This is a genomic window from Nostoc sp. (assembly GCF_036916575.1).
Classification (GTDB): Bacteria; Cyanobacteriota; Cyanobacteriia; order Cyanobacteriales; family Nostocaceae; genus Nostoc.
On the sequence record NZ_JBALGC010000090.1, the window covers coordinates 47,844 to 74,586 of the forward strand.

The 26,743-nt window shown below is 42.7% G+C and carries 22 protein-coding genes; 10 read left to right on the plus strand and 12 right to left on the minus strand.

Features of this window, described 5'->3' with window-relative positions:
- The first annotated feature begins 213 nt into the window (after window positions 1-213).
- The 3 genes from clpP (at window position 214) to V7L29_RS18695 (ending at window position 3,262) form a co-directional block, all read left to right on the plus strand.
- A complete protein-coding gene (gene clpP, locus V7L29_RS18685; protein WP_334691534.1) occupies window positions 214-912 on the plus strand; it encodes an ATP-dependent Clp endopeptidase proteolytic subunit ClpP in 699 nt (232 codons plus the stop codon).
- Window positions 913-921: 9 nt separating this feature from the next.
- Entirely contained in the window at window positions 922-2,262 is a 1,341-nt protein-coding gene (gene clpX / locus V7L29_RS18690) for an ATP-dependent protease ATP-binding subunit ClpX (RefSeq protein WP_334691467.1), read from the plus strand.
- Window positions 2,263-2,341: 79 nt separating this feature from the next.
- Window positions 2,342-3,262 carry an alpha/beta fold hydrolase gene (locus V7L29_RS18695; protein WP_334691466.1) on the plus strand — a complete coding sequence of 307 codons (921 nt, stop codon included), beginning with the start codon at window positions 2,342-2,344 and terminating at the stop codon, window positions 3,260-3,262.
- 14 nt (window positions 3,263-3,276) lie between these two features.
- Here V7L29_RS18695 and V7L29_RS18700 read toward each other — a convergent pair whose 3' ends face one another.
- Together V7L29_RS18700 and V7L29_RS18705 are read right to left on the minus strand one after the other, a co-directional pair.
- On the minus strand, window positions 3,277-4,476 hold the full coding sequence (locus V7L29_RS18700; RefSeq protein ID WP_334736474.1) for an FAD-dependent oxidoreductase: 1,200 nt from the start codon (window positions 4,474-4,476) through the stop codon (window positions 3,277-3,279).
- A 54-nt stretch (window positions 4,477-4,530) separates the two neighbouring features.
- Window positions 4,531-5,514, minus strand: coding sequence for a GntR family transcriptional regulator (locus V7L29_RS18705; protein ID WP_334691465.1), 984 nt, complete (start codon window positions 5,512-5,514; stop codon window positions 4,531-4,533).
- 304 nt (window positions 5,515-5,818) lie between these two features.
- Here V7L29_RS18705 and V7L29_RS18710 point away from each other — a divergent pair, with 304 nt between their 5' ends.
- Both V7L29_RS18710 and V7L29_RS18715 read left to right on the plus strand, forming a co-directional pair.
- A complete protein-coding gene (locus V7L29_RS18710; protein WP_334691464.1) occupies window positions 5,819-6,559 on the plus strand; it encodes a dienelactone hydrolase family protein in 741 nt (246 codons plus the stop codon).
- Window positions 6,560-6,829: 270 nt separating this feature from the next.
- A complete protein-coding gene (locus tag V7L29_RS18715) occupies window positions 6,830-7,732 on the plus strand; it encodes a S1 RNA-binding domain-containing protein (RefSeq protein WP_334736439.1) in 903 nt (300 codons plus the stop codon).
- Window positions 7,733-8,019: 287 nt separating this feature from the next.
- On the opposite strand, the gene V7L29_RS18720 is transcribed toward V7L29_RS18715, so the two are convergent.
- Window positions 8,020-8,691, minus strand: a complete 672-nt coding sequence (locus V7L29_RS18720; protein WP_334691462.1) for a GUN4 domain-containing protein — start codon at window positions 8,689-8,691, stop codon at window positions 8,020-8,022.
- A 562-nt stretch (window positions 8,692-9,253) separates the two neighbouring features.
- On the opposite strand from V7L29_RS18720, the gene V7L29_RS18725 reads away from it, so the two are divergent.
- The gene (locus tag V7L29_RS18725) at window positions 9,254-10,129 is read left to right on the plus strand and encodes an SDR family oxidoreductase (RefSeq protein WP_334736440.1); all 876 of its coding nucleotides are present in this window, start codon (window positions 9,254-9,256) and stop codon (window positions 10,127-10,129) included.
- Window positions 10,130-10,299: 170 nt separating this feature from the next.
- Window positions 10,300-11,796 carry an HlyD family efflux transporter periplasmic adaptor subunit gene (locus tag V7L29_RS18730; protein ID WP_334736441.1) on the plus strand — a complete coding sequence of 499 codons (1,497 nt, stop codon included), beginning with the start codon at window positions 10,300-10,302 and terminating at the stop codon, window positions 11,794-11,796.
- 199 nt (window positions 11,797-11,995) lie between these two features.
- Here V7L29_RS18730 and V7L29_RS18735 read toward each other — a convergent pair whose 3' ends face one another.
- The gene (locus tag V7L29_RS18735) at window positions 11,996-13,696 is read right to left on the minus strand and encodes a S8 family peptidase (protein ID WP_334736442.1); all 1,701 of its coding nucleotides are present in this window, start codon (window positions 13,694-13,696) and stop codon (window positions 11,996-11,998) included.
- A 718-nt stretch (window positions 13,697-14,414) separates the two neighbouring features.
- Between V7L29_RS18735 and V7L29_RS18740 the strand changes: the two genes are divergently transcribed.
- On the plus strand, window positions 14,415-14,555 hold the full coding sequence (locus tag V7L29_RS18740; protein WP_334736443.1) for a hypothetical protein: 141 nt from the start codon (window positions 14,415-14,417) through the stop codon (window positions 14,553-14,555).
- 9 nt (window positions 14,556-14,564) lie between these two features.
- Here V7L29_RS18740 and V7L29_RS18745 read toward each other — a convergent pair whose 3' ends face one another.
- The 3 genes from V7L29_RS18745 to V7L29_RS18755 all read right to left on the minus strand — a co-directional run bounded on the left by V7L29_RS18745 (window position 14,565) and on the right by V7L29_RS18755 (window position 19,378).
- Window positions 14,565-17,381, minus strand: a complete 2,817-nt coding sequence (locus tag V7L29_RS18745) for a peptidase domain-containing ABC transporter (RefSeq protein WP_334736444.1) — start codon at window positions 17,379-17,381, stop codon at window positions 14,565-14,567.
- Window positions 17,330-18,112 carry a peptidylprolyl isomerase gene (locus V7L29_RS18750; RefSeq protein ID WP_334691457.1) on the minus strand — a complete coding sequence of 261 codons (783 nt, stop codon included), beginning with the start codon at window positions 18,110-18,112 and terminating at the stop codon, window positions 17,330-17,332. The genes V7L29_RS18745 and V7L29_RS18750 overlap by 52 nt, the downstream gene beginning before the upstream one ends.
- Window positions 18,113-18,556: 444 nt before the next feature.
- On the minus strand, window positions 18,557-19,378 hold the full coding sequence (locus V7L29_RS18755; RefSeq protein ID WP_334736445.1) for a DUF92 domain-containing protein: 822 nt from the start codon (window positions 19,376-19,378) through the stop codon (window positions 18,557-18,559).
- A 504-nt stretch (window positions 19,379-19,882) separates the two neighbouring features.
- On the opposite strand from V7L29_RS18755, the gene V7L29_RS18760 reads away from it, so the two are divergent.
- On the plus strand, window positions 19,883-20,314 hold the full coding sequence (locus V7L29_RS18760; protein ID WP_334736446.1) for a VOC family protein: 432 nt from the start codon (window positions 19,883-19,885) through the stop codon (window positions 20,312-20,314).
- 55 nt (window positions 20,315-20,369) lie between these two features.
- On the opposite strand, the gene V7L29_RS18765 is transcribed toward V7L29_RS18760, so the two are convergent.
- Entirely contained in the window at window positions 20,370-21,005 is a 636-nt protein-coding gene (locus V7L29_RS18765; RefSeq protein ID WP_334736447.1) for an esterase/lipase family protein, read from the minus strand.
- Window positions 21,006-21,409: 404 nt separating this feature from the next.
- Between V7L29_RS18765 and V7L29_RS18770 the strand changes: the two genes are divergently transcribed.
- Window positions 21,410-21,955, plus strand: a complete 546-nt coding sequence (locus tag V7L29_RS18770) for a hypothetical protein (protein WP_334691454.1) — start codon at window positions 21,410-21,412, stop codon at window positions 21,953-21,955.
- A 54-nt stretch (window positions 21,956-22,009) separates the two neighbouring features.
- Here the strand turns inward: V7L29_RS18770 and V7L29_RS18775 are convergent, their stop codons facing one another.
- From V7L29_RS18775 to sir, 4 genes are all read right to left on the minus strand, one after another.
- Complete coding sequence (locus V7L29_RS18775; RefSeq protein WP_334736475.1) at window positions 22,010-22,297, minus strand: after-VIT domain-containing protein; 288 nt, start codon at window positions 22,295-22,297, stop codon at window positions 22,010-22,012.
- 194 nt (window positions 22,298-22,491) lie between these two features.
- Complete coding sequence (locus V7L29_RS18780; RefSeq protein ID WP_334691453.1) at window positions 22,492-23,565, minus strand: tetratricopeptide repeat protein; 1,074 nt, start codon at window positions 23,563-23,565, stop codon at window positions 22,492-22,494.
- Between the two features lie 68 nt (window positions 23,566-23,633).
- Window positions 23,634-24,341, minus strand: a complete 708-nt coding sequence (locus V7L29_RS18785; protein ID WP_334736448.1) for a 16S rRNA (uracil(1498)-N(3))-methyltransferase — start codon at window positions 24,339-24,341, stop codon at window positions 23,634-23,636.
- 261 nt (window positions 24,342-24,602) lie between these two features.
- Window positions 24,603-26,519: a sulfite reductase, ferredoxin dependent gene (gene sir, locus V7L29_RS18790; RefSeq protein ID WP_334736449.1), complete on the minus strand. Its 1,917-nt coding sequence runs from the start codon at window positions 26,517-26,519 to the stop codon at window positions 24,603-24,605.
- Window positions 26,520-26,743 lie beyond the last annotated feature (224 nt).

A 26,743-nucleotide genomic window follows, 5' to 3' on the forward strand; every position in this document is an offset into this window, starting at 1 on the left:
CAAAACTCAAAGATGAAGGCAGAAGAATTAAAGAATTAATGAATTTTCAGCAAATAGTGACACCTGTTATCGCCTGAGCTTGATACTGTGTTACACGAGAGGAAATTATATGAGGCATAATGGTTAACACGTAGCTTATAAAAATCCCATTCCTTGAAAAGGCAGCACATGCTGTTGAAACATTTGTCCTCAATTATCGTCAAATTTGATTGTATGCTTGGATCGCAATCGGGAAATTACCCCATCAGCAACTTAAGTCGAATAAAGATTAACTCCCAGTTGAACAGCCCTAGCAACATCGTGCCGATGGTGGTAGAACAATCTGGCATGGGAGAAAGGGCTTTCGACATCTACTCCCGCCTACTGCGAGAGCGGATTATCTTTTTGGGAACGCCAATAGACGATGCTGTAGCCAACTCAATTGTGGCTCAGTTGTTATTCCTAGACGCCGAAGACTCAGAAAAGGACATCCAACTGTATGTTAATTCTCCTGGTGGTTCGGTCTACGCAGGGATGGCAATTTATGATACAATACAGCAAATTCGCCCTGATGTTGTTACCATCTGTTTTGGATTAGCCGCGAGCATGGGGGCATTTTTGTTGACAGCAGGGGCTGCCGGGAAGCGAATGTCTCTGCCCGACTCCCGGATTATGATTCACCAACCGCTTGGTGGCGCTCAAGGTCAAGCCATTGACATTGAAATTCAAGCCAGAGAAATTCTTTACATTAAGGCTAAGTTGAATCAGTTAATGGCTCATCATACTGGTCAACCTTTAGAAAGAATTGAAGCAGATACTGAGCGCGACTTTTTTATGTCGGCAGAAGAGGCGAAGAACTACGGTTTGATTGATCAGGTCATTTCCAGGCAAAATCTTCCCATAGCAGGGGAAAACGTCACCATTCTGAAATAAGAGGCTGGTATGTCTAAGTACGACTCCCATTTAAAATGTTCATTTTGTGGCAAGTCTCAAGAGCAGGTGCGTAAATTAATCGCGGGGCCGGGAGTCTACATCTGCGATGAATGCGTTGACTTGTGTAATGAAATACTAGACGAGGAGTTACTCGATACCAATGGTGCGGCAGCACAACCAGCACCAAGAGCAGAACCACCTCAAAAACGGCGTACCCACTCTTCTAGTATTTCTTTTAATCAAATACCCAAGCCAAGAGAGATTAAAAAGTATCTAGACGAACACGTCATTGGTCAAGACGAAGCGAAGAAAGTGCTGTCAGTAGCTGTTTACAATCACTACAAGCGGCTGGCGGTCGTTCAGTCTAAAGCCAGTGGCAAAGCTGGGGCGGATGATGCAATAGAACTGCAAAAGTCCAACATTTTGTTAATTGGCCCGACTGGTTGCGGTAAAACTCTGTTAGCGCAAACCCTAGCGAAAATCCTGGATGTACCCTTTGCCGTGGCTGATGCTACGACGCTGACGGAAGCAGGATATGTGGGAGAAGATGTAGAAAATATCTTGCTGCGACTTTTGCAGGTAGCAGATTTAGATATAGAGGAGGCGCAGCGGGGAATTATTTACATTGACGAAATTGATAAAATTGCTCGTAAAAGTGAGAATCCGTCAATTACCCGCGATGTTTCTGGCGAAGGTGTGCAGCAAGCTTTGCTGAAAATGTTAGAAGGAACGATCGCCAATGTACCACCCCAAGGAGGGCGCAAGCATCCCTATCAAGATTGCATCCAGATTGATACAAGTAATATTTTGTTCGTCTGTGGTGGCGCTTTCGTGGGCTTAGAAAAAGTGGTGGATCAAAGAGTTGGCAAAAAAGCGATAGGCTTTGTGCAACCGGGAGAAGGCCAATCGAAGGAGAAACGAGCAGCAGACACTCTCCGCCATCTAGAACCGGATGATTTAGTAAAATTTGGCATGATTCCAGAATTTATTGGGCGCGTGCCAATGGTAGCAGTAGTAGATCCGCTAGATGAAGAAGCGCTGATGGCGATTCTTACCCAACCACGCAGCGCCTTGGTGAAGCAGTACCAAAAGCTGCTGAAGATGGATAATGTCCAGTTAGATTTTAAACCAGATGCTTTACGAGCGATCGCTCAAGAAGCTTACCGCCGTAAAACTGGTGCTAGAGCATTACGTGGTATTGTCGAAGAATTAATGCTAGATGTAATGTATGAGTTACCATCCCGTAAGGATGTGACACGCTGTACAGTAACACGGGAGATGGTCGAGAAGCGATCAACTGCTGAATTGATAATACATCCGTCTTCACTACCGAAGCCAGAATCAGCTTAATAGTCATTAGTTATTAGTCATTAGTCATTAGTAAAAAATGGCTAATGACAAAGGACGAAGGACAAGGGATAAATGACAAATGCCTTATATTAATGTTCGTGGAGTTGAGCATTACTACGAATGGGTGAAAAAACCATCTGGTTCTTCGGTAAAACCAGTGATGGTTTTCATTCACGGTTGGGCTGGTTCAGCTAGATATTGGCAAAATACTGCTGATGCTTTATCAGAGCAATTTGATTGTTTACTCTACGATTTGCGGGGATTTGGCCGTTCTCGTGGTAAACTAACCATAGCCCAAGCAAGTGAAGCTGTTGCCGAGTCCGAGTCCCCTCAGGAAGAATCAGAGGCAGTTAGAGAATTAACCTATGAATTAGAGGAATACGCTGATGATTTGGCAGCTTTGTTAGATGGGTTGCATATTCAGCGTGTCTATATCCATGCTCACTCGATGGGCGCTTCTGTTGCGACTTTATTTTTTAACCGCTACCCTCAACGAGTAGAACGAGGAATTTTAACCTGTAGCGGCGTTTTTGAGTACGACGAAAAATCTTTTAGTGCTTTTCATAAATTTGGTGGCTATGTAGTAAAATTCCGTCCCAAGTGGTTAAGCAAAATCCCATTTGTTGACCGAATGTTTATGGCCAGATTTTTGCATAGTTCCATACCACATTCTGAGCGTCAAGCTTTTTTGCAAGATTTTCTCGAAGCAGATTATGACGCGGCTTTAGGGACAATTTTTACTTCAGTCAGTAAGGCTCAAGCTGAATTGATGCCGCAAGAATTTGCCAAGCTGACAGTGCCAACTCTACTGGTGGCGGGGGAGTATGACAAAATTATTCCAGCCGAGATGGGGCGTCAAGCAGCGGCACTGAGTGACAAAGTGGAATTTGCGATGATTCCCAATACAGCGCATTTCCCAATGTTGGAAGATGTACCAACTTATCTGCAACGTGTACAAGAGTTTTTGCAAATTAACACGCCAAAACCACAAGTCAGATAACTAATAGCGGTTTTTTAAACAGTTAAGTGTACCTGTGTAATACCTTGACGCATTTTATCTTGTCGCTTTAACCAAGACTTTTTAATTGTTTTACGGAGCAAGGGAGCAAGTTGAATCAACAGCGAACGCAGCAGTGCATTTTTTCGCAGTAGTTCACCTTGTTTAGCTTCCTCCAACTGGAGTTGCTGGGCGTGGATAATTTCTGGCTGACGTTCTGCTTGGATGTGCGATAGTGCCATGTCAATATCCTGGTGTTCGGTTTCTCTGTGCAACAGCGGCACAAGATGATTAGCAGCGACAATCACATCACGCAATGCGAGATTAATTCCTTGAGCACGGATAGGAGACATTGGGTGTGCAGCGTCACCCAGAAGCAATACCCCTGGTGCTTGCCATTGTGGACAATAACCGACCACAACAGAGAGCCGAATAGGAGATTCGATGGTGTCTGCATGATTACGGAAATGCTCTGCTAGCCATGAGGGCGATAGTGAGGCAAAAATCTCTGCCCAGTTAGCTTGTTTCCAATCAGTGTTTTCGGTTGCGGATATTATCCAAGCCAGATGCAGTTTTCCTGACTCTGCTCCGTGAAAGATGGTAAATACGCGATCGCCATTTAAAATTGTACGAAACACATTGTTCTCTGCAAACTCAGGGCTGGCGGCAAGTTTAAACCAAAGAATATCAATATTTTTAGGCTGGCGTATTAATTCCAATCCTACACGTTGTCGCACTAGGGAATTTCGACCATCTGCCCCAATCACTAAGTCAGCAGTAAGTTCTCTTCCATTGCTCAATACTACACCTGCGACACGTTGATTACTCCATAGCAAATCCTTGACAGGAAAACCCTGGATAAATTCAAACCCATCATTGGTTTGAGCTGACCAAATCAGTGCTTTGAGCAGTGGTGGTTGTGAAACCAGTGTACAGGGTCGGGTTGTCCCCATTGGTTCATCAACTCGAAACAACTGCTTGTCCCCGATAATGAATTCCCACGCGTCAAGTTGTCGATGGGGAATATCCTCCAACAACGCCGATAAACCCATTTCCTCTAAAGCTTCTAAGCCACTGGGCATTAATCCTTCACCGCGAAATACACGATGAAAGTCTTTTGCTGCTTCAATTAACGTTACAGTAATACCACGTTTTACAAGAAGCAGGGCAAGTGTTGCACCTGTTGGGCCTGCGCCTACAATCACAATCTGCACTATCCTATCCCTCCTGTATCAGTTGCTCTCAAAGATGTTGGTAGAATTATCTTGAGATTAACTTAAACCCAGTTCTCGTTTTAGCAAGTTAATCGAGTTAGCGCCGATATAATTTTCAACCTTAATCAGCTTCGGTGGACGAATAATATCTTCATCAGATGCTTGCACGGCTGCTTGCACTGCCGCAAAACTGGCTTGGTCACTTATAATTACCTCAGCCCGTTTAACCATAGCTTTAAGTTTATAAGCATCTTTTGGTTGCGAAGTCATCACTAGTAATTCATCTCCCCGCAGACCGTGGAGGATAACTTCTGCTGCTCGTGCAATCCCGGAACTAAGGCTAACTATGCCTACGCAGTTTTCTTTTGGTAGGGTTTTCAATAGGTTGAGTTCTTTGGTGTAGTCGTAGATATCCAGAGGAATTACCCGTGCAGCTTTAGGAGCGGCGATCGCTTCCACATTACTGATAAAATACCGACTTGTGACTACTGTCGCAGAGGTAGTTTTATCTAGCACAGCTGTTAATTCTTCCATTGCTACCAACTGTACTGGGATTTTTAGCGATCGTTCTAATTCATAGACCATCAACTCACCAGCACCCATGTCATAAGATGGAACTGCAACTAGTACCCGCGCACTACAACGCAAGCGCCAGTCAATTTCCGCTAAAAATAGCTCTCTAGCTTGATTGAGTGAACATCCTTGGGAGAGCAGATCATCAAGTGCTTGCTGAACAACTTGATATGCATCAGGATTTTGTTTGAGAATTGGTGATTGCAACCTACTACCGCCCTCATGACCTTGGGCACGCACATAAATTCCCGAACCAGCCAGACTTTCAACAAATCCGTCTTCTTCTAGTTGACGATAAACTTTGCTAATGGTATTTCTATGTAACCCAGTTTGCATTGCCAGCGCTCGTGTACTCGGCAATTTGTAAGCAGGGGGATATTGCCGGGAAGCGATCGCAAACCGGATTTGATTAAACAGCTGGGTTGATGCGGGAATTTCGCTGTCTGGCTGAATACGGAATTGAATCATCAGCAAACCTCCTGAATAGTAAGTGCTGTTAGCGATAGCGGGGCGTTTAGCCCGTGCTGAGTTTTGAGTATTAAGTGTTGCTTTCCTACTCGGCACTCGGCACTTTTAACTCAGCACTACTTTAGTGACCAGCTGCATTTGCTACATGTCAAATATTTTATTTACACATGAAGTTTTTCTGGTAGAAATTTCTAATGCGCTCATTATTGGTAATTGATAATTTAATTGCAAATAAGCTGGACATACTGGCATAGTTATATCAAATAAACACAGGGCTAATCACATAGCACTAGTAAAAATTATTATGACAGAGCAAGCAATAATTACCACAACGGTTAATCTTTTGCAAGATAATATTCAAGTGTCTGCTTATCTGGCAGAGCCAAAAGAATCTGGATCTTACCCAGGAGTCGTAGTATTGCAGGAGATTTTTGGTGTCAACATTCACATTCGGGAAGTTACAGAACGGATTGCGAAACTTGGGTATGTAGCGATTGCACCTGCACTTTTTCAACGTACTGCTCCTGGTTTTGAAACCGGATACACACCCGAAGATATTGAAACGGGCAGAGGCTACGCTATGCAAACTCAAGCATCAGAGTTATTGAGCGATATTCAACTAGCAATTGACTACCTGAAAAATCTGCCTCAAGTGAAAAAAGATGGTTTTGGCTGTATTGGCTTCTGCTTTGGGGGTCATGTTGCATATCTTGCAGCCACCTTACCAGATATTAAAGCTACGGCTTCTTTCTACGGTGCTGGAATTACCACCCGCACACCAGGAGGTGGCGCTCCCACTGTCACCCGCACCAAAGAGATTCCAGGCACTCTCTATGCCTTCTTTGGCAAAGAAGATACTAGCATCCCACCTGAACAAGTAGATGAAATTGCAGCAGAGTTAGAAAAATATAAAATTCCTCATCGTGTGTTTCGCTACGATGGAGCTAACCACGGATTTTTCTGTGACCATCGTGCCAGTTATAATCCTAAAGCTGCTGCTGATGCTTGGGAGCAAGTAAAACAACTCTTTGGTCAACTGAACTGAAGTATACGCAGCCAAGTTCGTTTTTGTCATTTGTCATTATTAATAACCACAACGTTGTGTGCAACTTTTACTCAAACCTAACCCCCCAACCCCCTTGCCTCATAAGGAACGGGGAAAATTCAAAGCCTCTCTCCTTTTAGGATAAAGGAATGGAATTGAGGTCAGAATATTAAGTTGCACATCGCGTAACTTACAGACAAGGGACAAATGACAAATAACAATCTAAACTTCAGTTGCACCATATCAAATAACAATTAATCTTCAAAAGTCATGAACTCCGAATCGAAACTTTCTCAAACAGCCAATTCGTCATTTACAATGGACGATTTTGCTAAGGCACTAGAAAAACACGACTATCAGTTTCAAAAAGGACAGGTTGTACATGGCAAAGTGTTCCAACTTGACCATGATGGAGCTTATGTCGATATTGGTGGCAAGTCGTCAGCTTTTCTGCCACGCGATGAGGCTTCTTTGAGAGCAGTTACTGATTTATCGGAGGTGCTGCCATTACAAGAGGAACTGGAGTTTTTGATTATCCGAGATCAGGATGCAGAAGGTCAAGTCACCCTTTCGCGAAAGCAGTTAGAAATTCAGCAGATTTGGGAACGACTGACCGAAATGCAGGAAAATGCTCAGACTGTGCAAGTACGGGTTATGGGTGTGAATAAAGGTGGTGTCACTGTCGATATTCTCTCTTTGCGGGGATTTATTCCGCGATCGCACCTGGCAGAGCGTGATAATTTAGAAGCACTCAAAGGTCAAAATTTGACTGTGGGCTTTTTGGAAATTAATAAAAACACCAACAAACTTATTCTTTCCCAGCGTTTAGCAACTCGTTCTAGCAACTTCAGCTTATTAGAACTAGGTCAATTGGTGGAAGGTAAAGTTACTGGCATCAAACCTTTTGGTGTGTTTGTCGATTTAAATGGTATGGGGGCTTTGCTTCATATCAAGCAGGTAAGCCAAAAATTCATTGATTCTTTAGAGAAAGTATTTCAAGTTGGTCAGCCAATTAAAGCTGTAATTATTGACTTGGATGAGGGTAAAGGGCGGGTTGCGCTTTCTACCAGAGTTTTGGAAAACTTCCCTGGCGAAGTGCTAGAGAATTTTGATGAGGTGATGGCTTCGGCTGAGGCGCGTGCTAATAGGGCTAATAACAAAGCTGCTGAATAGTTTTGAAGTGGGCTGTTTGCACAAAGCGTTTAAATCCCCGTCTGAAACAATTTTTAATTGTTAATACTCTCCCTGCATCTACAAAGATGTGGGGAGATTTTAAATTGGGAAAACAAGAATTTCAGTCACCTTGAAGGTGTCAGAAAGTACTGAAGTGCAGGAGGTAGCAGAAAAGTTTATTCAAGCTAATTGTTATCAACCTACAGTGCCAGGTATCGAATCTCTGAAATGTTGATTAACTAGTTGAAAACAACCTTACTACAAATATTTATAAAAGTCTGAAGTGCTTATATATTAAACTTCATAAGTCTAAATGCGAGAAAAGATTCTCCCCACAAAGCATTAGATTCAGTTGTCAAAATCCACCAACCTTCACACCCGAAGGGTAAGTGTCCTTTAGGCGCTAAAGTGTTAAAAACTACATCTTTCTCAACAAATATCCACTCACCTTTCACTCTCCATCCTACGCGATCGCCAAATTTTTCCCAGGCTTCTTCATAATATTCACCGTCAGCCTTTCCACCAGATTCGAGATAAATTTTCTTCTGAACGCTAAAGCCAAAGCGCCCCTTGCTATATTTTACCCAAAGTTGGTCAATGGTGCGTAAGTCAGTACAGGGAAAATTATTGATAGATTCGGTATCAAACCAGCCTTCCTCTTCCCTGGTAGATGCCTTGAGCATGACAGCTAAAGTTTCCTCATCCGCTTCTTTCCACTTGCCTGCTGCTAGCAAATCTCGCAATTGCGTGTAGGTTACTCCCTTCTCAGAACTGAGGTCATCGGCTTGAATTACTGGCTGTAGCTTTGGTTTTCGCTCTGGCGGCTTTCCAGTAATGCCCCAAATTAATTGCTCCATAGCCTCATCAGTATCTGTCCGAAAGTCAACCCACGTATGACCCCTAAGAAAAATTGGGAGTTTAGGCTGCTGTGGTGTATTCTCAAGCAAAACGGGAATCACAGGACAGTTTCTCTCTACAAATTCGTACTCAAAAGCTATGTTTGCTTTCTCATTTCAGTGTATTCTGCAAGCAAAATCAGCTTTTACTTACTCAAACCCCAGTTTACTTTCTTTTTTTGATGTATTCCGCAAGTAATCAAGCATATTGAGAAGGCAATATGCTTGATTGCTGACTCATTCCAGTAATTCACACACTCGAGCACTAATTTGGATAACTTTAGAGGGTAAGAAAATAAGCTATCCTGACCGCTACGACCAGGAGAACCTGCTGAACTTGCACAAGGCTAAGATGTCGCTTGAACAAGCTATTGACTTGTTGAGCCAGTAAAACTAATCCAATTACCTTATCCCTTGCATCTACAAGGATGTGGGGGATCATTTTTAGAGTATTAAGATGGATAAAGTGTGACCTATTGGCTTAGTTGGCGTGAGGATATCTTGATCATAGTAACAAAGTATAAAGATATGCTCAGGTTGTTTAAGTATTGCTCAACGGATTTTGAGCATATATCGAGTATTTCAAGAACTATAAACGCTGAAAGTATTCAATTTAGGTATTTATATGTTTCTGGTAACTGGAGCAACGGGAGGAATTGGTCGCAGAGTTGTGCGACTCCTACGGCAACGAGAACAGTCTGTGCGGGCATTTGTCCGCCTTACCTCGCGCTACAGCGAGTTAGAACACCGGGGTGCAGAAATCTTCATCGGTGACTTGCTAGAGGAAAGGGATATCCAGAAAGCTAGTCGGGGTGTCCAGTATATTATCAGCGCTCACGGTTCTGATAGCGATGCCCTATCTTTAGATTACCGCGCCAATATTGAACTAATAGACCAAGCGAAAGCCAATGGCGTAGAGCATTTTGTCTTCATTTCCGTATTGGGAGCCGATCGCGGTTATGAAAATGCTCCTGTGTTCAAAGCCAAACGAGCAGTAGAGCGATATTTGGCAGCTAGTGGCTTGAATTACACTATTTTACGCCCAGCTGGATTAGCATCTAACTTGCTGCCACTAGTAGAACGATTTCGGGAAACGGGATTGTATTTGCTGATTGGCGATCGCAAAAATCGTACTTCAATTGTCAGTACTGATGATTTGGCAAGGATAGTGGTGGATTCTGTGACAGTTGAAGGCGCTCACAATCAGATTTTATCAGTGGGAGGGCCGGAGATTTTATTACGAGAAGATATTCCCCGGATTTTTGGTCGGATCTTCACCAAAGAACCAGTAATAATTAACTCACCACTATTTGTCATTGATGGGTTACAGAATGCATTGGGTTTATTTAATCCACAAACCCAAAAAGCTTTGGGAACTTTTCGCACATTGCTAGCAAATGAATTTTTTTGTACAAAAGATGAAATTGCCAATTTAGAGGCGATTTTTTACTTCAAATTGGAAACATTAGAAAATTTTTTGCGGCGCTATCTAGCAGTTTAAATTAAATACAAGTCATTAGTCATTAGTCATTAGTCATTAGTGAATAACAAAGGACAAATGACTAATGATAAAGCGCAAAGTCTGAGCGGAGGTTTCCTCCGTTGGCGTAGCCTGCCGTAGGCATCAGAACTTTGTAACAGAGGACAAAGAAGAAAGGACAAAGGACAAAAATGAAATCTTCCCTAGCTACAAATGCTGCTCAAGCACGTCAGACAAAAGAGCGATTCGCCCAACCAGAGGAACAACTCACCTATGAATTGGGGAAGGCGGTACAGGAATTGCCACCCCTGTATACTAGATTATTAGCGGGAACGATGAGCGTCATCGTATTTGGGGCGATCGCTTGGGCGTATTTCTCGCAAATAGATGAAGTAGCAACAGCACCAGGGGAATTAATTGCTTCTACACAGGTAAGACCGGTGACATCTTTGGGTGGGGGGTCAATTGTCGCTGTCAAAGTGCAAGAAGGCGATCATGTTACTAAAGGTGAAGTTCTGATTCAAAAAGATCCAGACTTGCAAATAACCGATGTTTCCCGCTTAGCCAAATCTAGTAGATTGATTCAAGACGATTTGCAACGTTTGGATGCAGAACGCACCGGAGGCAAAACTGCTGGGACAAAACTGCAAGACGAACTTTTAAGCTCTCGCCTGCAAGACTACCAAGCCCGTCAAGCAGCGGCGGAAGCAGAAGCAAATCGCCAAATAGCACTCATCGATCAAGCCAAAGTCCGCTTGACTCGGTTGCAAGACAACTTAGTTAATGCCAAAAGCAGCGTTGCGAATGCCAAAACCAACCTTGTCAACGCAGATAGCATCCGAGTTAAAATTGAAAGTAATTTGGCGCTTGCTCAAGAAAGGGAAAAAAGCCTACGCACCCTGATTACTCCTGGCGCTGTACCTCGTGTCGATTACTTGGATGCCCAAGAAAGATTAACTCGTGCAAAGACAGAAATCACTAGATCGCAAGATGAAGTGACTAACGCCCAGAATAAAATCACAGAGGCTCAAGATAAAGTCACATCATTAGAAAAAGATATTGCTGCCCAAGTCCAAGAAATTCGCCAAGCAGAACAAGCTTACAACGCTGCACGCAGCCAGGCCCAGCGTGTAGCATCAGAACGCCAAAGTGAAATTTTGACCCAGTTTAACAAGCGTAAAGAAGAACTGACAACTGTTCAAGGTCAATTAGAGCAGGCGAGGAAGCAGCAAGCTTTAGAAACGATTGAGGCTCCCGTTGCGGGTACGATTTACAGAGTTAAAGCCACCAAGGGCCCAGTGCAATCAGGTGAAGAATTGCTGTCAATTTTGCCGGAAGGGGAAGAAATGCTCCTAGAGGTAAAAGTTCTCAACCGCGATATTGGGTTTATTCGTCAAGGAATGAAGGCAAAAGTGAAAATGGCGACTTTCCCCTTCCAGGAATTTGGCACTGTGGAGGGCGAAGTCATGCAAGTCAGTCCAAATGCAATTATTGATAAAGAATTAGGCTTAGTTTTTCCTACAAGAATTAAGCTAAATAAACACTCAGTTAACGTCCGCGGTCAAGAAGTAGAATTTACACCAGGTATGGCTGCTACAGGTGAAATTGTCACTCGTAAAAAGTCTATTTTGACATTCATTACGGAGCCTGTGACACGGCGATTTAGCGAGGCATTTTCGGTTAGATAAATTTGTACCTTCCTCTATTTTCATAACCGTTTCAAAGGCGATGCCTACGGTTTTTTATAGCCTACGCTTTCTACAATCCACACCTAAAACGTAAGGGTTTAGCATTGCTAAACCTCTATATTCATTGACGACAGATGAGCGGGTTGGTTGATTTTCTTAACCGATCTATATTACACTCAACTGTAAATTGCTATAATTTTCAAAGCATACCCAAGAATTTTCTATACTGTTCTATTTGTTTTTGCATTCCCTCTAGTAATTTACCAAAATCAGGATTATTATCATCATTACTATCCACATTGATGCTGCCCAAAATATTCTCATTATTTTGGAATTGTGACCATAATTCGGGATTGGCTAATCCGTTATTATCTTCAGTTGGTGTCAAATATTTTGGCGTTTCTGTAATCGTCTGACCGATTAGAGAACCGACATCTGAATTCTTAAAAGTAGTCATAGTCTCTGGTGTCAAATATTTTGACATTTCTGTAATCGTCTGACCAATTAGAGAACCAAAAGTGAAACTATTAAAACTAGAAATTGTCTGTGATCTGAGATAATTTGCTGTTTGCGCGTCGATGTGTAGCAGGTTGTCATCAGACATCGCCTGTTTTGCCAGAGAACTGACATTGGAAATATTAAAACTAGAGATTGTAGTTTGTGTATTATTTGCTGCTGTGTTTGCAATCACCTGATTCGCCAGAGAAGTGACATTAGAAAGATTAAAACTAGAGCTTGTAGTTTGTGTACTATTTCCTGCGGTTTCTGTGACAATCTGACGTACTTGGGCATCAGTAAGGTTGGGGTTAGCACTAAGCATCAAAGCAACTACACCAGCAACGTGGGGAGTAGCCATAGACGTGCCGCTATAAGTGGCATACTGATTATTCGGAACTGAAGAGTAAACTTTGACTCCTGGGGCTGTGACGTAAGCAATTTCATTCGTTCCAGAGCGGTTAGAGAAGTCAGGCATATTATTATTCTTATCCACTGCCCCAACGGCAATTCCCGACTTATATGCATAGCGGGCGGGATACTCTGGTGATGAGTCACCATCATTACCTGCTGCCATAACGACAATTACTCCTTTGCTGCTGGCATAGTCAATGGCTGACTCTAGAGTCCGATTGGAAGATGTACCTCCTAAACTGAGGTTAATCACATTAGCTCCATTATCCACAGCGTAGCGAATACCTTTAGATATGGAATTAAAGGAACCGGAGCCAGATTCATCCAAAACTTTGACGGGCATAATCTTGGCATCATAGGCAATACCAGTGACACCGTAGTTATTATTTTCTCCTGCGATCGTGCCGGAAACATGAGTGCCATGACCGTTGTCATCTAGGACATTATTAGTATTGTCAACAAAGTTCCAGCCGTGGATATCATCAGCATAGCCATTGCCATCATCATCTTTACCATTGCCAGCAATTTCCTTGGGATTCGTCCAGATATTATCCTTTAAATCTTCGTGGTTGTAGTCAACTCCAGTATCTACAACAGCGACAACAATACCTTTACCTGTGTATCCATGTGCCCAGACTTCCGGTGCTTTAACAAGGTCTGCTCCCCAATTATTGCCACCAAGATCAGGAACATCGGCAAAGGGATTTTGACCAATAGCTCTAGCCACTGCTGCTGCTCCATTAATCAAGCCATAGCCATTGGTGGAGTTATAATTCCCAGTGCTAAAAGCATTAGCAGTAGCGTTACTGCTATTTTCAAAGTCACCGTTATTTAGCAACTGCATATCAGCATCGGCTAAGTTGTAGCTACTACGTCTGTTGAGGTTGAGGCTATAGTCATCCTTTGTATTAAAGGTATTTGATGAGGGGATTGAAGATGCATTTAGCTGTTTATTTAACAGCATATTGTTATTAACATCATTACGGAGCATAAGTATTTTTCTCTCAAAGATATCAATCATTTTTTGACAGTTTGAAACGTTAAAATCTTTAAAAGAAAAAGATTTTAAGGTGTAAATAATCCCCCTTGTCAATAATTACTATGAAATTTCATAAGAAAATGCTAATTTTACTACTAAAAAATCTTTTGAGTAGTGTGATTTTTATTAAAAGTAAATTCATCAAGTAAATCTTAAATCTTTGGCATGTATTAATGAAGACTAAAGCAAAAATTAGAATAGTACGTTATTTGAATAAAAATTCAGAAGTTAGAATTCAGGAGCGGAGCAAGGAAAGCTCCGCCTAGGGTCATAATTAAAAGCATGGCGGATGAATAAACGCCGTTTATTCATCCGCCACTCGGATTCATTTCATGTTGAATTATGTTTTGATAAATTTGTAATAACAAATTATTCGGTGATATTTGCGATCGCAATATTTATCATCCTGTTGGATGACAAGTTTGCAACCAAATAAAATGGCGAATAGAGTTATACTCCATTCGCTAAAGACTATCCTTAAGCCAATTTCTAGATGTTTATCTTTTATATACCCACAAGCTTTGAGCTAGTACCGCAAGGCGGAAGTCACTCATTCAAAAGAATTGTATTCCGGGCTTTTGCGCCATTTGAAATGGTTGCTCGTCTTGCAAAGTGACGCTCCTGCGTCTCGAAGAAAAGCTATGCCGTAGGCTTTACGCTACGGTAACTGATGCCGAACGCGAGTGCGTCTCGTAGAGAAGGCGGGCTACACCAACGGCGAGAACCGCTGCTCAACGCCAGTTCCTTTAAGTGGGGGAACCCCACCAACGGACTGGCTCGACTTTGCGCTATTTACGCCGCGTTGTACTAGTTAAATGTATTAAATGTTTGCTTGCTGCCGTTGATATAGTGACCAATACAAACCCTTTTGTTGCAACAACTGTGAGTGAGTACCACGTTCGGCAATCACACCTTGCTCTAATACCAAAATCAAATCAGCACGTTTGAGCGGAGCAAAGCGGTGAGCAATCAGGAACACGGTACGGTTAGCGGAAATTTTTTGCAGGTTTTGCAATACCTGCTGTTCAGTTTCACTATCTAAAGCGCTGGTAGCTTCATCCAAAACTAAAATCGGCGCTTGGGAAAGAAATAACCTTGCTAAGGCAATACGTTGTCTCTGTCCGCCAGATAAAGCAGTACCGCGTTCACCAACATTGGTTTCGTAACCGTAGGGTAATTGACTGATGAAGTCGTGGGCTACGGCTAGTCTTGCCGCCTCTACTACTTGCTCTGCGGTAATATCAGGAGTACCGAGAGTGATATTTTCTAAAATGGAACCGTTAAATAAAAAGTCTTCTTGAAGAACTACACTGACTTGTTGCCGCAGTGAGGCTAAATCGGCACTTTTAATATCGAAACCATCAATAAGGATGCGTCCTGATTCAATTTGATAAAGGCGTTGCAATATCTTAGACAAGGTACTTTTACCAGAACCGCTGCGTCCGACAATGCCAACAAATTGCCCTGGTTCGGCATTGAAAGATATTCCCCGCAGAACTGCTTCAAAGTTCGGCCGGTAGCGGAAAAAGACTTGCTCGAAGGTGACTTGTCCTTTCAGGGATGGTAAAACTAGGCCAGTTCCTAGTTCAGCTTCTGGGGAGACGTTAAGAATATCACCAATCCGATCTACAGAAAGTAGCACTTGTTGGAGGTTTTGCCACAACTGTACTAAGCGCAAAAGCGGGCCCGTGACTCTACCAGACAGCATTTGAAATGCAACTAGCTGTCCAATTGTGAGCTTTTGTTCGATGACTAACTTCGCTCCAAACCAGAGAATCAGCATGGTGGAAAAATTGGTGAGAAAGTCACCAATGTTGCTGCTGATATTGGAGGTGGTAGAAGCTTTAAAACCTGTGCGAATGAAGCGAGCAAACAAGCCTTCCCAGCGATCGCGTGCTACTGGTTCTGCTGCATGGGCTTTAACGGAGTGAATTCCTGTGATTGTCTCTACTAAAAACGATTGACTATCGGCACTGCGGTTAAAAGTTTCGTTGAGCCAGTTACGCAGAATTGGTGTTGCAACTATCGTCAAAGTTGCAAATAGTGGTAGTACTCCTAAGGCGACAAAAGTAAGTGGGATATTATAGTAAAACATCAATGCCAGGTACACCACAGCAAAGATGCTATCTAGAATCACAGTTAATGCTGTACCTGTGAGAAACTGACGAATTTGTTCGAGTTCCTGGACTCGTGCTACTGTGTCTCCGACGCGCCTTGACTCAAAATAAGCTAATGGCAGACGCATCAGATGGCGAAATAGCTGTGCTGATAAACTCAAATCCAGACGACGAGCTGTATGGGTAAAGATGAATAGGCGCAGGATGCCAAGTATTGATTCAAATATGGCTACGAATAAAAGTGCGATCGCCATCACATCGAGAGTCGGCAAACTCCCCTGCACCATCACTTTATCAATGACGACTTGGGTAATTAGCGGTGTTGTTAACCCCAAAAGCTGCAAGGTAAAAGATGCTAACAATACTTCTGTTAGCAATCCCTTATACTTCCAAACTGCTGGGGTGAACCAACTGAGGTTAAATTTTTCTTGCTGAGATATGAGTTCTACTTGCCACAATTGTCCATCCCAGGACGCCTCAACTATCGACTGCGGCAAGCTTTCACAAATGCGATCGGGATTTAGAGGGTTAGCGATAATTAGGCGATCGCCCTTAACTCCATAGGCTACCACCCAGGATGGACTCTGGGGTGAGTCAGAATTCCACAGTAGTAAAGCTGGAAATGACAGCTGTCGCAACTCAGCCCAATTCACTTGTAACCGCCGCAACACTAACCCTAACTTTTCTCCTGCTTCCACAACCTGTTTTGGGCGTTGTCCTCTGAGTTGGCGCTGCACCCATTCTAGTTGCACAGAATTTTCTAACTGTTGCGCCACCATTGTTAAACAGGCAGCAGCAGTGTTCCAGCTGGCAACAAACGGATAATTTGAAATGATTAGATTGGCGGCTGGCAGTCCTCTTTGAGGTTGGAGGCTGTGGGGGCTGGAAGTCCCCTCTGAGGCTGGCGCTAGTGAACGAGTGGAAGAGAAGGAAAATGTCTCCTTCTCTCTCTTCATGTCCACTGGTAACACTTGCCAAAACTCTTGAATTTGTGGGTTAGAAAATTCTACCCACAGCGCTGTATCCCAACACACTACTACTACTTCTTTACTAGCAGCTACAGCTTTAAAATCCGCAGATAGCTTTTGTAAGTCACCAAACCAATCCCCCACATCTAGGGCTGCTAAAGGTTTGCCAACACCTTCTTGAGACAGCGCGTTGGGGAGCCACTGCGTTGCCGGGGTTTCCCCGGTTGTCCCTTGCGCGTCTTTGACAGGAGAAGCAAGTGGCGTCGGCTTTGCCGACTTGTCGCGACTGTCTTCTCGCAAACGGACTTTTCCAGCTACAATCAAGAATTGGTAACCGCCGACATCGTTTGACCAGATTTTTTCTCCAAGACGATACTGACGAGTTTGGGACTCATTTTCCAATCGGGATTGTTGTTCGGGAGTCAGCCAGCATAGTGGTGGTTGATTCCAAGGTAAAGAAGCTAGCACTTTTAACCGTAAAGATTCATTATCCAGATTTTTTAACTCACTTGTAATTTGACTGTCAGTTTTTGAATTTTCTCTGCTAGCCATTTCTCAAACAACTCATTTTGTAGTGCTTGCTTTAGTTGAGTATCTTCTAAAGACGCTGGCATAAATTGTTCTACTCGAAACAAACCATAAGGTCCTTCTCCTTGGGGAGAGTCTTTGCCAACGATTTCTATTGGTCCTAGCAATTGTCCAGGACTCGCCACATCAATAGCTGCCCGTAATATATCCGGCATACTTCCCCGGCTGATGATTCCCATCATGCCGTTCATAATTCGATCATCTGCAAGTGAATACTCTTTAGCTAGTTGCTCAAAACTACCTCCTTCTTCAATTTGGGTTTGTAATTCCTCTGCCAATTCTCGGTTATCAACAACAATCCGGGAAAGTACTAACCGATCCAAAAAAATTTTGCGTTCAATAAAATATTCTTGGAGTTTTGGTTGGGTGACTACAGCTTTCAGCTTTTCTAACTTGTAACCAAAACTAACCGATGTGTGAAAAGTAGTGTAATCTGTGTTGTTGGTCTTTAACCATTCTTGAAAACTTTGGGGGTCAGTCAGTTGATTTTTCAGCCTAAAGTCAATAATTGCCTGTTCAGTTATTGCTGTACCAATCTCAATATCGTTTCGTGTTCGGATTTCTGACTCAATTACATACTGGCGGAGAATATCTCCAATGAACTGTCCTAATTTTCCAGAGGCTTGCAGGTACTTTACTGCTTCCTCAATAGAAATTATTTGGTCATTGATTGTCAAAAATGATAAAGATTCCATGAACTAATTATCTGAAAATGGTTAAGCACTTATAGAACTTTTTAATTAAATCATATAGAAATAATCTGGTTATTGATGGATAAATATAATAAAGATTCCATGAACTAATTACATCTAAATGGTCAAAAAATTATATAGCTAATAAATAAAATAATTTACCCTAATCACTTTTACGGTCTAGCGGGGACAGAACAGGATTGAAAATCTCAGTTGTAAGGCAAAGCAAGTTGTGTAACCAAATCTTTATAGATTCAGATAAATAATCAGGTGGGTAGATAGACGAAAATAAAGCAAAACATATTAAGAATTGTTTCTTAGCAGTTTTCTATGCCAGTTGCTAAAAGTCAAGCAGCTGCGTTGCTTTTGTTACCATAGTTATAGCAACTGAGGTGGGAAAATCGTCCCATGCGCGACCTGAACGAGTAATTGTTTATTCTCATTGGTCTACTTAATGATACTTGTCCATGTCCAGGCAAGTAGCACAGCCGCCATCGCCCCGATTAAAGTATTAAAAATATTTACTACTTCATTAGTCAGCCAGGTATACTTAGATTGCAGTGTTGCCCCAATCACACTTTCTACGTTGGTGGCAATAAATGCTGCCAACACACACCAAGCTACTCCCAATAGATTAATTAAACCAACTCCCCAACCAACAAATGCGATCGCCACAGAAGCCACGATACCAGCTAAAGTTCCCTCCAAGCTTACCGCTCCTTCTGTGCCCCGAGGCACTGGTTGGAGTGTGGTAATCAAAAAGGTGCTTTTACCATATGCTTTACCGACTTCACTAGCAGTAGTGTCAGCCAGCTTGGTACTGAAACTCGCTATATAGCCTAACAATAATAGGGACTGGGGACTTGTACTGAGCGCAGCCGAAGTATTGGGGACTAGGAATTGGGGACTAGGTACAATAAATCCCGAATTGATCATCCCTACTCCCAAGGCACACAGCGCCCCAGTCAAAGCCGAACCCCAAACATTTTCTGGGCCTCTTGCCCCAGAACGCTTTTCGGCAATTCCTTCTGCCTCCTTCTGCGCCATACCGATGCGGGTAACGCCAGAACCAACCAGAAAATAGAACATTACTACTGCATATCCTTGCCAGCCTAGAGTTACCCAAATTAAGATTGCTAGGAACCAGGCGTGGAATAATCCAGCAGGGGTAAGTAGCTTTTTCGGAGCAATCCAAGCTAAACCCAATAAAATTGTGTTTAATCCTACCGCTACCAACCAGGGATTTACAGAATCAATTAAGGATGACATCAGCAATTAATCATGAGTAATTTTGTCTGAATATCAACAGAATAACGGATTTCTCACCCTTAGTGTTTAATTTATGACACCTCCCCAGTTAAAATAATATGTTTGTATTATTAACTCAATTGCGTAGGCGTAGCACTGAAAGCTGAGTGTAAAACTACAAACATTGTCTTAGATATACACTGCAACATTGACTAAAGAACGTTGATTCCACAAAATGCAAAACTTCTGTTTAATTGGGTGGACTCTTCAAGTGCCTAACACAACCAACACACCCTAATAAAGTTGTAAGTTATTAAATCTACATTCTTAAGCGTGTGCCCATACAAACCTAAATTAGTATAGCCGGATGTGCGACGGTTGAAGTGGTACTCAGTCCCAATTTTAGTCATCAGCATAAAGGATATAAGTTAATATCAATTAAAACTGTGTTCAAGTTGACCACAATCAAGACTTAACAGCAGAAATTGTAGATAGCATCAACTATTAGTCTTTTCCACACAAGCTATGAGCCAAACTTTATTCCATCTAGCTTTCCCTGTGACTAACATTTCCCAAACAAAAGCATATTACGTGGATGGCTTGGGCTGCATTCCTGGTCGTGAAAACCGCCATGCCCTGATTCTCAATCTCTACGGTCATCAACTAGTAGCTCACTTCACCAAAGAACCGTTGACACCGCAACACACTATCTATCCCAGACACTTTGGGCTAATTTTTACCCAAGAACGTGACTGGCAAGACTTACTAGAAAGGGCACAACAACAACAGTTACTTTTTCGCGAATCAACCAAAAACCGCTTTGTTGGTTCTCCTCTTGAGCATCGCACTTTCTTTTTAGAAGATCCCTTTTATAACCTAATGGAGTTCAAGTATTATCGTCACCCAGAGGCGATTTTTGGGAGTTACGAACATACACAAATTGGGGATAGGACTTAAGAAATTCGTAATTTATAACTAAAGATGAATAAATTCAGCGTGGTAAGCATTCTAGCTACTGACTGGATTTTTTCTTCAGCAAGGGCAGCTTAATACGCTTTGCTAAAGCTGCTTTCACTACTCCTAAACTCCTGGGGTCTGTCAGCATCCAAGGGTGTAGAGCAACTGGTACTATGACTTCGCTTCCTACGGACATTTGTGAACTATTCGCTGGGACAATCATCAAATCATAAGGTGTCCAGATAGATGTCAAATCTAGCTGCCCCAATATTAGAGCATCAGAATTTAAATCCTTGAGAAAAATGCTGTTGGGGCGCATTTGTACGCAACCAGGACGCCAGGAACCATAAGCAACCACGGTTCCATGATGGGGTGAAGAGATCGTAATAAACCGTTGAACGCGGTTAATTCCTCCCAGTCGCTGGACATAGTAACGGCTGACAATTCCTCCCATGCTGAAGCCTACTAAATCTAGGCGCTGTTCTGACGCAAAGGTAACCGTAATATAATCAGCTACTTGCTTTGCCAACTGGTCAAGACCCACATCACCATTATTGGGAACCAGATCCAGGCTATATACAGACCAACCTCGTTGTATTAGGTATGCCCTCATTTTATGGAAAACTGCCTCTGTGTCGTCAATCCCGTGTACTAATAACACGGGATTGCGCTGCTGATTTTCAGTGTTCATCTCTAAAATCCGGTTGAATTAAGTCTGTAGAAAATGTAACTGAGTACTGTTGGTATCTGCCAACAGGCTATGACACTCCTCACACTGGTTGAGAGTAAACCGTTTGCTTTTCTTTGATCGGTAATTTTCAAACAAAGAAATGTTAATTTTTGTGAAGCCTGCTTTCAGAATCTTGCTCTTAGTTACAGTAAAATTTAATAATTAGTTCTCGATGTATACAGGTCGCAAGTGCTTGCAAGAAAACATTTGCCCTCAAGTTTTACTACAATGTTGATTAAGCACAAACCTATAAGGGATGTCACCAGAATGGGGTGGCGCAAAGCAGAAAATGTAAGATTTTGTCGTAATTTTTAACGATTACGGTCGAGTTTCAAATATAAAAGGTAAAAGCAGGAGTAATTGTAATGGGTTTTATCAAAAAGTTAACTTCGGGCATTCAGGGTTTTCTTAGCAGTATTCTGGGTTTCATTACCGGACTGTTACCAGGGAAGAAGAAAAGCAATGGCTACTTCTTAGAATTGGACGAAGCCAAAGATGCTGCTAAAGATGCTGCTAAAGAGGTAGCATCGAATGTGAAGAAAGTAGCAGAGACAGTTGCATCGAATGCTAAGAAAGCAACAGCAACAATTGCATCAGAAGCACCAGCTCTATCCAAGCCAGATTCATTGAACGGAACAAAAACCGCCGCAGATGAGGCTAAGGCAAAATCAGCTAAAAATCCCAAAGCAGCCGATGTTCAGCTAGTCCAGACTGCTGAGGGTCTTAAAGTTCAACCAGGCAAAAATGAAAAAGCCGCAGCAGCCAAAGTACTTAAAGAGCAGCCAACTGAAACCACATTTGCGCCAAAATATCTTGCTCCTTCGGCTACTAGCTCTAATGGTCGTCGTCGTCCAGGAGCGAATATGAGTGCTTATTTAGACATGGCACGTCAGGTAAAAACCCGTGGTTAAGTCACAAACATGCGAAATTTCGCGTCTGTTTGGTGTGTCTATAGTAGTCATGAGTTAAGTGTGAATACGCAAGATTAAGACAAGTTTAGCAGTTGTAGATGGGGGAACTCTCCAAACTAGGAGTGATCGCTTAATTGTCTCCACTACAACTGCATCTTTTAGGATCGAAGTTTTATCATCCAAAACTACCCGTCCTACCCGACCTTTCTTGAGGGTGAACTCAAAAACGATTTCACCACTGAAGCCGGAAGGAAAGTTTAGTTGTTGAAGGTGTTGGGTTAGGTCAGTAATTCCTGTTTCATCCAAGCCTGTGACGCTGATTACTTCTAACTGATGGTTAATGGCTGCGTGAAGGGATTTTCAAAGCTTTTAATCACCTTAATTCGTGATAAGTTACCTGCAATTTTTGCTAGAACCTCCGTATGCTTGAGCGGAAAAACTAGTTGCTCTCCTTGAGGTGATTGAACGTACAAACCCCCTAACTGTTGATTTTGGTTGGCTACTGGATTGATAGGTTAGATAGTTTCTTTGTATAACTAATTGGCATCTTTAACAAACATCAGTCCACTATATAAATGAAAAGCTGGGTCCCAATTAGTCTGTTCCCTACGCAACAAATGAATGTGAGACTTGATATGACCCAGCATTTCTGTTTGATCTAATGTTGTATCTGCAAAGAGCGTGAAATCTGACCAAATTTTGACTTGAGGTAGTTGCTGGTCAATCCAACTCGATAAACTATTCCAATTAATTCTGATTGTATTTTGGCTAGCTTGAGGAATGATTTCTAAACCTTGCTGAAATTCATAGCCGTTGTCATCAAATCGGAGAATGCAACGTCTACCAGGTAGGTGTAAATCACAAAACTGGGCATAGTCTTGTGTTTGAGTTTTCCGTTCCAGTTTACCGCGCACGTCGCGATCTACGACTTCCTCAAAAATCGGCAACAGTCCCACTACTCTTGCTGTAACTTCTGACCAGTCAAAGGTGAGAGAACCGAGTTGATTTCCCTCGTTGCGGCAAACAACAGTTGCTTGTGGAGTAGATTCTTGGAAATATTTGACTTGATAAACTTGAATTTGCTGAATTTGAGCTATTGTTGCCCAAAAACAAGGAATACCAGCCTGCTGTAACTGTTTCCCGTAAAATTTTAGTTCTCCCACTTGGCCAGTGCGGTACAACCTCCAGCCACGACTTGGCAGTAAGAGCCGTGCAGTATAGGGGTCTAGCTGCATGATCTGGGCAAATTTTCGAGATGCTTCTGTTTTCATCTCGTTACTAAGTGGCTCTAAGACTAGTACGCCGAGTTCGGTGTTATTAGGTTGGGCTGTTGCTTGGGAAATGGCTCTTTGTCTTTCTTCTAGCTTTATTTCTTGTAGTCTTTGCAAACCTTGACGTGCGAGTGTCACTATTTTGGTATTCCTTATATCTCGCAGTAGTTGCCGATAAATTTTTTCTGCATCTTGTCGCTTTTGAGATACTTCATATAGCCGACCGAGATAATATTGTACCCAAGGATTTTCGGGTGATTCTTTTTGCAGCTGTTTAAGTAATTTAGCAGCTGTTTGATAGTCTTTATGCTCAAAGGCGATCGCAACTTGCTCAATCATCACTTACTTTAAATACACGGTGGAGTGATGTCTCGCGCAAAAGTAGATTTGCGTGAGCTATAAATCATTTATACTTCACAAGCTCCGGTAATCAAGGATAATGCTACTACTGGGGCTGTTACTGCTCTCAGAATGCGGCGACCAAGGGAAACAGGTTGGAATCCAGCTGACTTCGCATTCTCAATTTCTTGTGTTGTCCATCCTCCCTCTGGGCCAGTAGCAATAACAATCTCGCCAGAGATGCTACTCAGCACTTTGTTTAAATGGGGATACTTACCACGAGCCTCACAAATGTAACGGTGACTTGTCTGATTAGCGGTGACAGCAGTGTTAAAAGCAACAGGTTCTAAAATTGTCGGTACAAAAGAGCGCTCTGATTGCTCGGCGGCTTCCACAGCGATGCGCCGCCAGCGTTCGAGCTTTTGAGGACTCGGATGAAGTAAAGTGCGATCGCTCAATACTGGTGCAATACAAGTTACTCCCAACTCAGTACAACACCGCACTACTTCATCAAATCCATTGCCTTTAGGCAGCGCCACCATGAGTGTAATTGATATAGGTAATTCAGTTTCTACTGAAAGTGCTTCTAAAACCTGTGCTTGTTCCCCTGCTAGCTGCGCTAACCACCATTTTCCTCTACCATCCATTGCAATAAAGCGATCGCCTTCATGCAAGCGCAACACACGCCCTAAGTAATGTTGCTGTTCTTTGGTGAGCAAAATTTGCCCTTGTTGGAATTGAGAGAGTGCGATCGCAATTCTTTGCAGTTGAGACATTTTTCTTAATAAATTACTGCCCTGCGGTAGACATCTACTGTCTAACTCAGGTGCGGAAAGCACGGGTTGCTGCTATTTGTCCAACTTTCTTGCTTTCTTGAATAAATCGGGGAATCTCCGTCACAAGCACAGGCGCAAAAGTTGGACTACTATCACTGTGCGAGTATTGCCCACCATTGAGGGTGTAAACGCGCAAACCAAATAGACACAGATGGATTTATCTGTGTCTATCTGTAGTTTTATTATCTTCAAATTTTCGGTTTACGAAAGATTCTGAAAGTAAGCCTCTAGGGCTTCAGTAACTAACTGAGTCATCGGCTTACCTTGACTTTGAGCTACTTCCTTCAACTTGCTATAAATCTCTTCTTTCAAATTGACCCGATGGCGCGATTTATTTGCACCATTGGCTGTTTGGGATTCGTATGTGGCAGCAAATTCGCGGATGGTATCAAGACCAACGCGATCGCAAAAATCACCAAATCTTTCCTTAGATTTTCGAGATTTCTTAAAGTAGACAAAAATCGGTTCTAGGAAGCTTTCCAAGTCATTATGGTGCAGCTTTTCTGTGTAAGGTTGCGCTAGTCGAGTCTGATTTGGCGAACCTCCTAACCATAATTGGTAAGATTCTGGAGCGCTACCGACAAAGCCCAATTCTGCTAAGTAGGGACGAGCGCAGCCGTTGGGACATCCTGTCATTCTTACCACAAAATGCTCATTTTGTAAACCTATTTTATCTAACAGGGCGCGAACCCGCTCCAAAATCCCCGGTATTGCCCGTTCGGATTCCGTGATTGCCAAGCCGCAAGTGGGTAAAGCAGGACAAGCCATTGCATACCGCACTAAAGGTTCGATTTGACTAGGGTCGTCTCCGACACCGTGACGGCTGAGAATGTCTTGAATAGCTTGCTTGCTATCTGGTTCGATATCGTAAAAAATCAGGTTATGGTTGGGTGTCAAGCGGATAGACAAGTTGAACTGTTCGACAATTTCCCGCAAAGCGGTTTTCAGTTGAAACGAACCTTCATCCTTGATTCGACCATTGTCAATGGAGATTCCTAAGAATAGCTTGCCATCACCTTGTTCATTCCAGCCAAGGAAGTCGTAATATTTAAACTCTGGCAGTGGTTTGAAGGCTTCAACTGATTTACCAAAATATTCTTCAACTTGGGCACGGAATTTATCTACGCCCCAATCATTGATTAGATATTTTAATCTGGCATGACGACGATCAGTGCGATCGCCATAATCTCTCTGGGTAGCAACAATCGCTTTCACTACATCGTAAACATCATCCTTCGCGACATAACCGATGGGGTCTGCTAACCTAGCAAAAGTTTCTTCTTTACCGTGTGTTCTACCTAAACCACCACCAGCAAAAATATTAAATCCTTCTAGCTGTTTCTTTTTATTAGTAATTACTACCAATGTCAGGTCTTGGGAATACAAATCAACCGAATTATCCCCTGGCACTGTAACGCAAATTTTAAACTTGCGGGGCATATAGTACGTGCCATAAATCGGTTCTTCGTTGTTATGGATAATTGTGCCATTCCCATTGCGCTGTCGCGCTGCCTTCACCTCTGGGTTTTCTTCACCGCTAATTGCTTTTTCCCCATCTAGCCAAATTTCGTAATAAGCGCCTGTTTGTGCTGACAGCAAGTCAGCAATATTCTGGGCATACTCCCAAGCATATTGATACTCTGGACGATTCTTAAAGGGGGCTGGTGGTGCCATCACGTTGCGGTTGATGTCGCCGCAAGCTCCCAAAGTCGAACCCAGGTTCTTGACAATCGTGGCAATTGATGTCTTAAGATTCTTCTTTAAAATACCGTGTAGTTGGAAACCTTGACGGGTAGTTGCTCGTAATGTGTGGTTGCCATACTCATCAGCTAGTTTATCTAAAGCCAGATACAGCTGTGGCGGTACCAAACCACCCGGATTTTTTGTCCGCAGCATAAACTGGTAATCTTTCTCCTGTCCCTTGAGGCGGTTGTCGCGGTTATCCTGCTGGTAAGAACCGTGGTACTTCAAAAGCTGCACCGCATTTTCGGTAAAATGGGTAGTGTCTTCAAGGATCTCAGTTGCTACAGGTTCACGCAAAAAATTACTATTTTCCTTGATTCCTTCTAGTTTGGAAGGCTTACGGCTAGCGATGGGAGAAGGAGCAGATTTAACCATTAGACTTGTATAGTATTCTCAATAAAGCATTTAGTAGACGCCGAATCAGCACCCTTCGGCTATTTTATCCCCGGTAATCCGGCCGGAATAATGAGGAATATTTTAATTTTACCACGGCAAAAGCAGGCTTTGTCAGTGATGTAATACTTAACAAAACCAGCTTTTTGGAGTAGTTAGTTTTTAGTGCTGAGTTCCAGAGTACTAAGTAAAGTATAGAGCGACTG

Coding starts and splice junctions, on each gene's coding strand:
- clpP (WP_334691534.1), top strand. CDS start 214: ATGCTTGGATCGCAATCGGGAAATTACCCCATCAGCAACTTAAGTCGA.
- clpX (WP_334691467.1), top strand. CDS start 922: ATGTCTAAGTACGACTCCCATTTAAAATGTTCATTTTGTGGCAAGTCT.
- V7L29_RS18695 (WP_334691466.1), top strand. CDS start 2,342: ATGCCTTATATTAATGTTCGTGGAGTTGAGCATTACTACGAATGGGTG.
- V7L29_RS18705 (WP_334691465.1), bottom strand. CDS start 5,514: ATGATTCAATTCCGTATTCAGCCAGACAGCGAAATTCCCGCATCAACC.
- V7L29_RS18710 (WP_334691464.1), top strand. CDS start 5,819: ATGACAGAGCAAGCAATAATTACCACAACGGTTAATCTTTTGCAAGAT.
- V7L29_RS18715 (WP_334736439.1), top strand. CDS start 6,830: ATGAACTCCGAATCGAAACTTTCTCAAACAGCCAATTCGTCATTTACA.
- V7L29_RS18725 (WP_334736440.1), top strand. CDS start 9,254: ATGTTTCTGGTAACTGGAGCAACGGGAGGAATTGGTCGCAGAGTTGTG.
- V7L29_RS18730 (WP_334736441.1), top strand. CDS start 10,300: ATGAAATCTTCCCTAGCTACAAATGCTGCTCAAGCACGTCAGACAAAA.
- V7L29_RS18735 (WP_334736442.1), bottom strand. CDS start 13,696: ATGCTCCGTAATGATGTTAATAACAATATGCTGTTAAATAAACAGCTA.
- V7L29_RS18740 (WP_334736443.1), top strand. CDS start 14,415: ATGCCGAACGCGAGTGCGTCTCGTAGAGAAGGCGGGCTACACCAACGG.
- V7L29_RS18745 (WP_334736444.1), bottom strand. CDS start 17,381: ATGGCTAGCAGAGAAAATTCAAAAACTGACAGTCAAATTACAAGTGAG.
- V7L29_RS18750 (WP_334691457.1), bottom strand. CDS start 18,112: ATGGAATCTTTATCATTTTTGACAATCAATGACCAAATAATTTCTATT.
- V7L29_RS18755 (WP_334736445.1), bottom strand. CDS start 19,378: ATGTCATCCTTAATTGATTCTGTAAATCCCTGGTTGGTAGCGGTAGGA.
- V7L29_RS18760 (WP_334736446.1), top strand. CDS start 19,883: ATGAGCCAAACTTTATTCCATCTAGCTTTCCCTGTGACTAACATTTCC.
- V7L29_RS18765 (WP_334736447.1), bottom strand. CDS start 21,005: ATGAACACTGAAAATCAGCAGCGCAATCCCGTGTTATTAGTACACGGG.
- V7L29_RS18770 (WP_334691454.1), top strand. CDS start 21,410: ATGGGTTTTATCAAAAAGTTAACTTCGGGCATTCAGGGTTTTCTTAGC.
- V7L29_RS18780 (WP_334691453.1), bottom strand. CDS start 23,565: ATGATTGAGCAAGTTGCGATCGCCTTTGAGCATAAAGACTATCAAACA.
- V7L29_RS18785 (WP_334736448.1), bottom strand. CDS start 24,341: ATGTCTCAACTGCAAAGAATTGCGATCGCACTCTCTCAATTCCAACAA.
- sir (WP_334736449.1), bottom strand. CDS start 26,519: ATGGTTAAATCTGCTCCTTCTCCCATCGCTAGCCGTAAGCCTTCCAAA.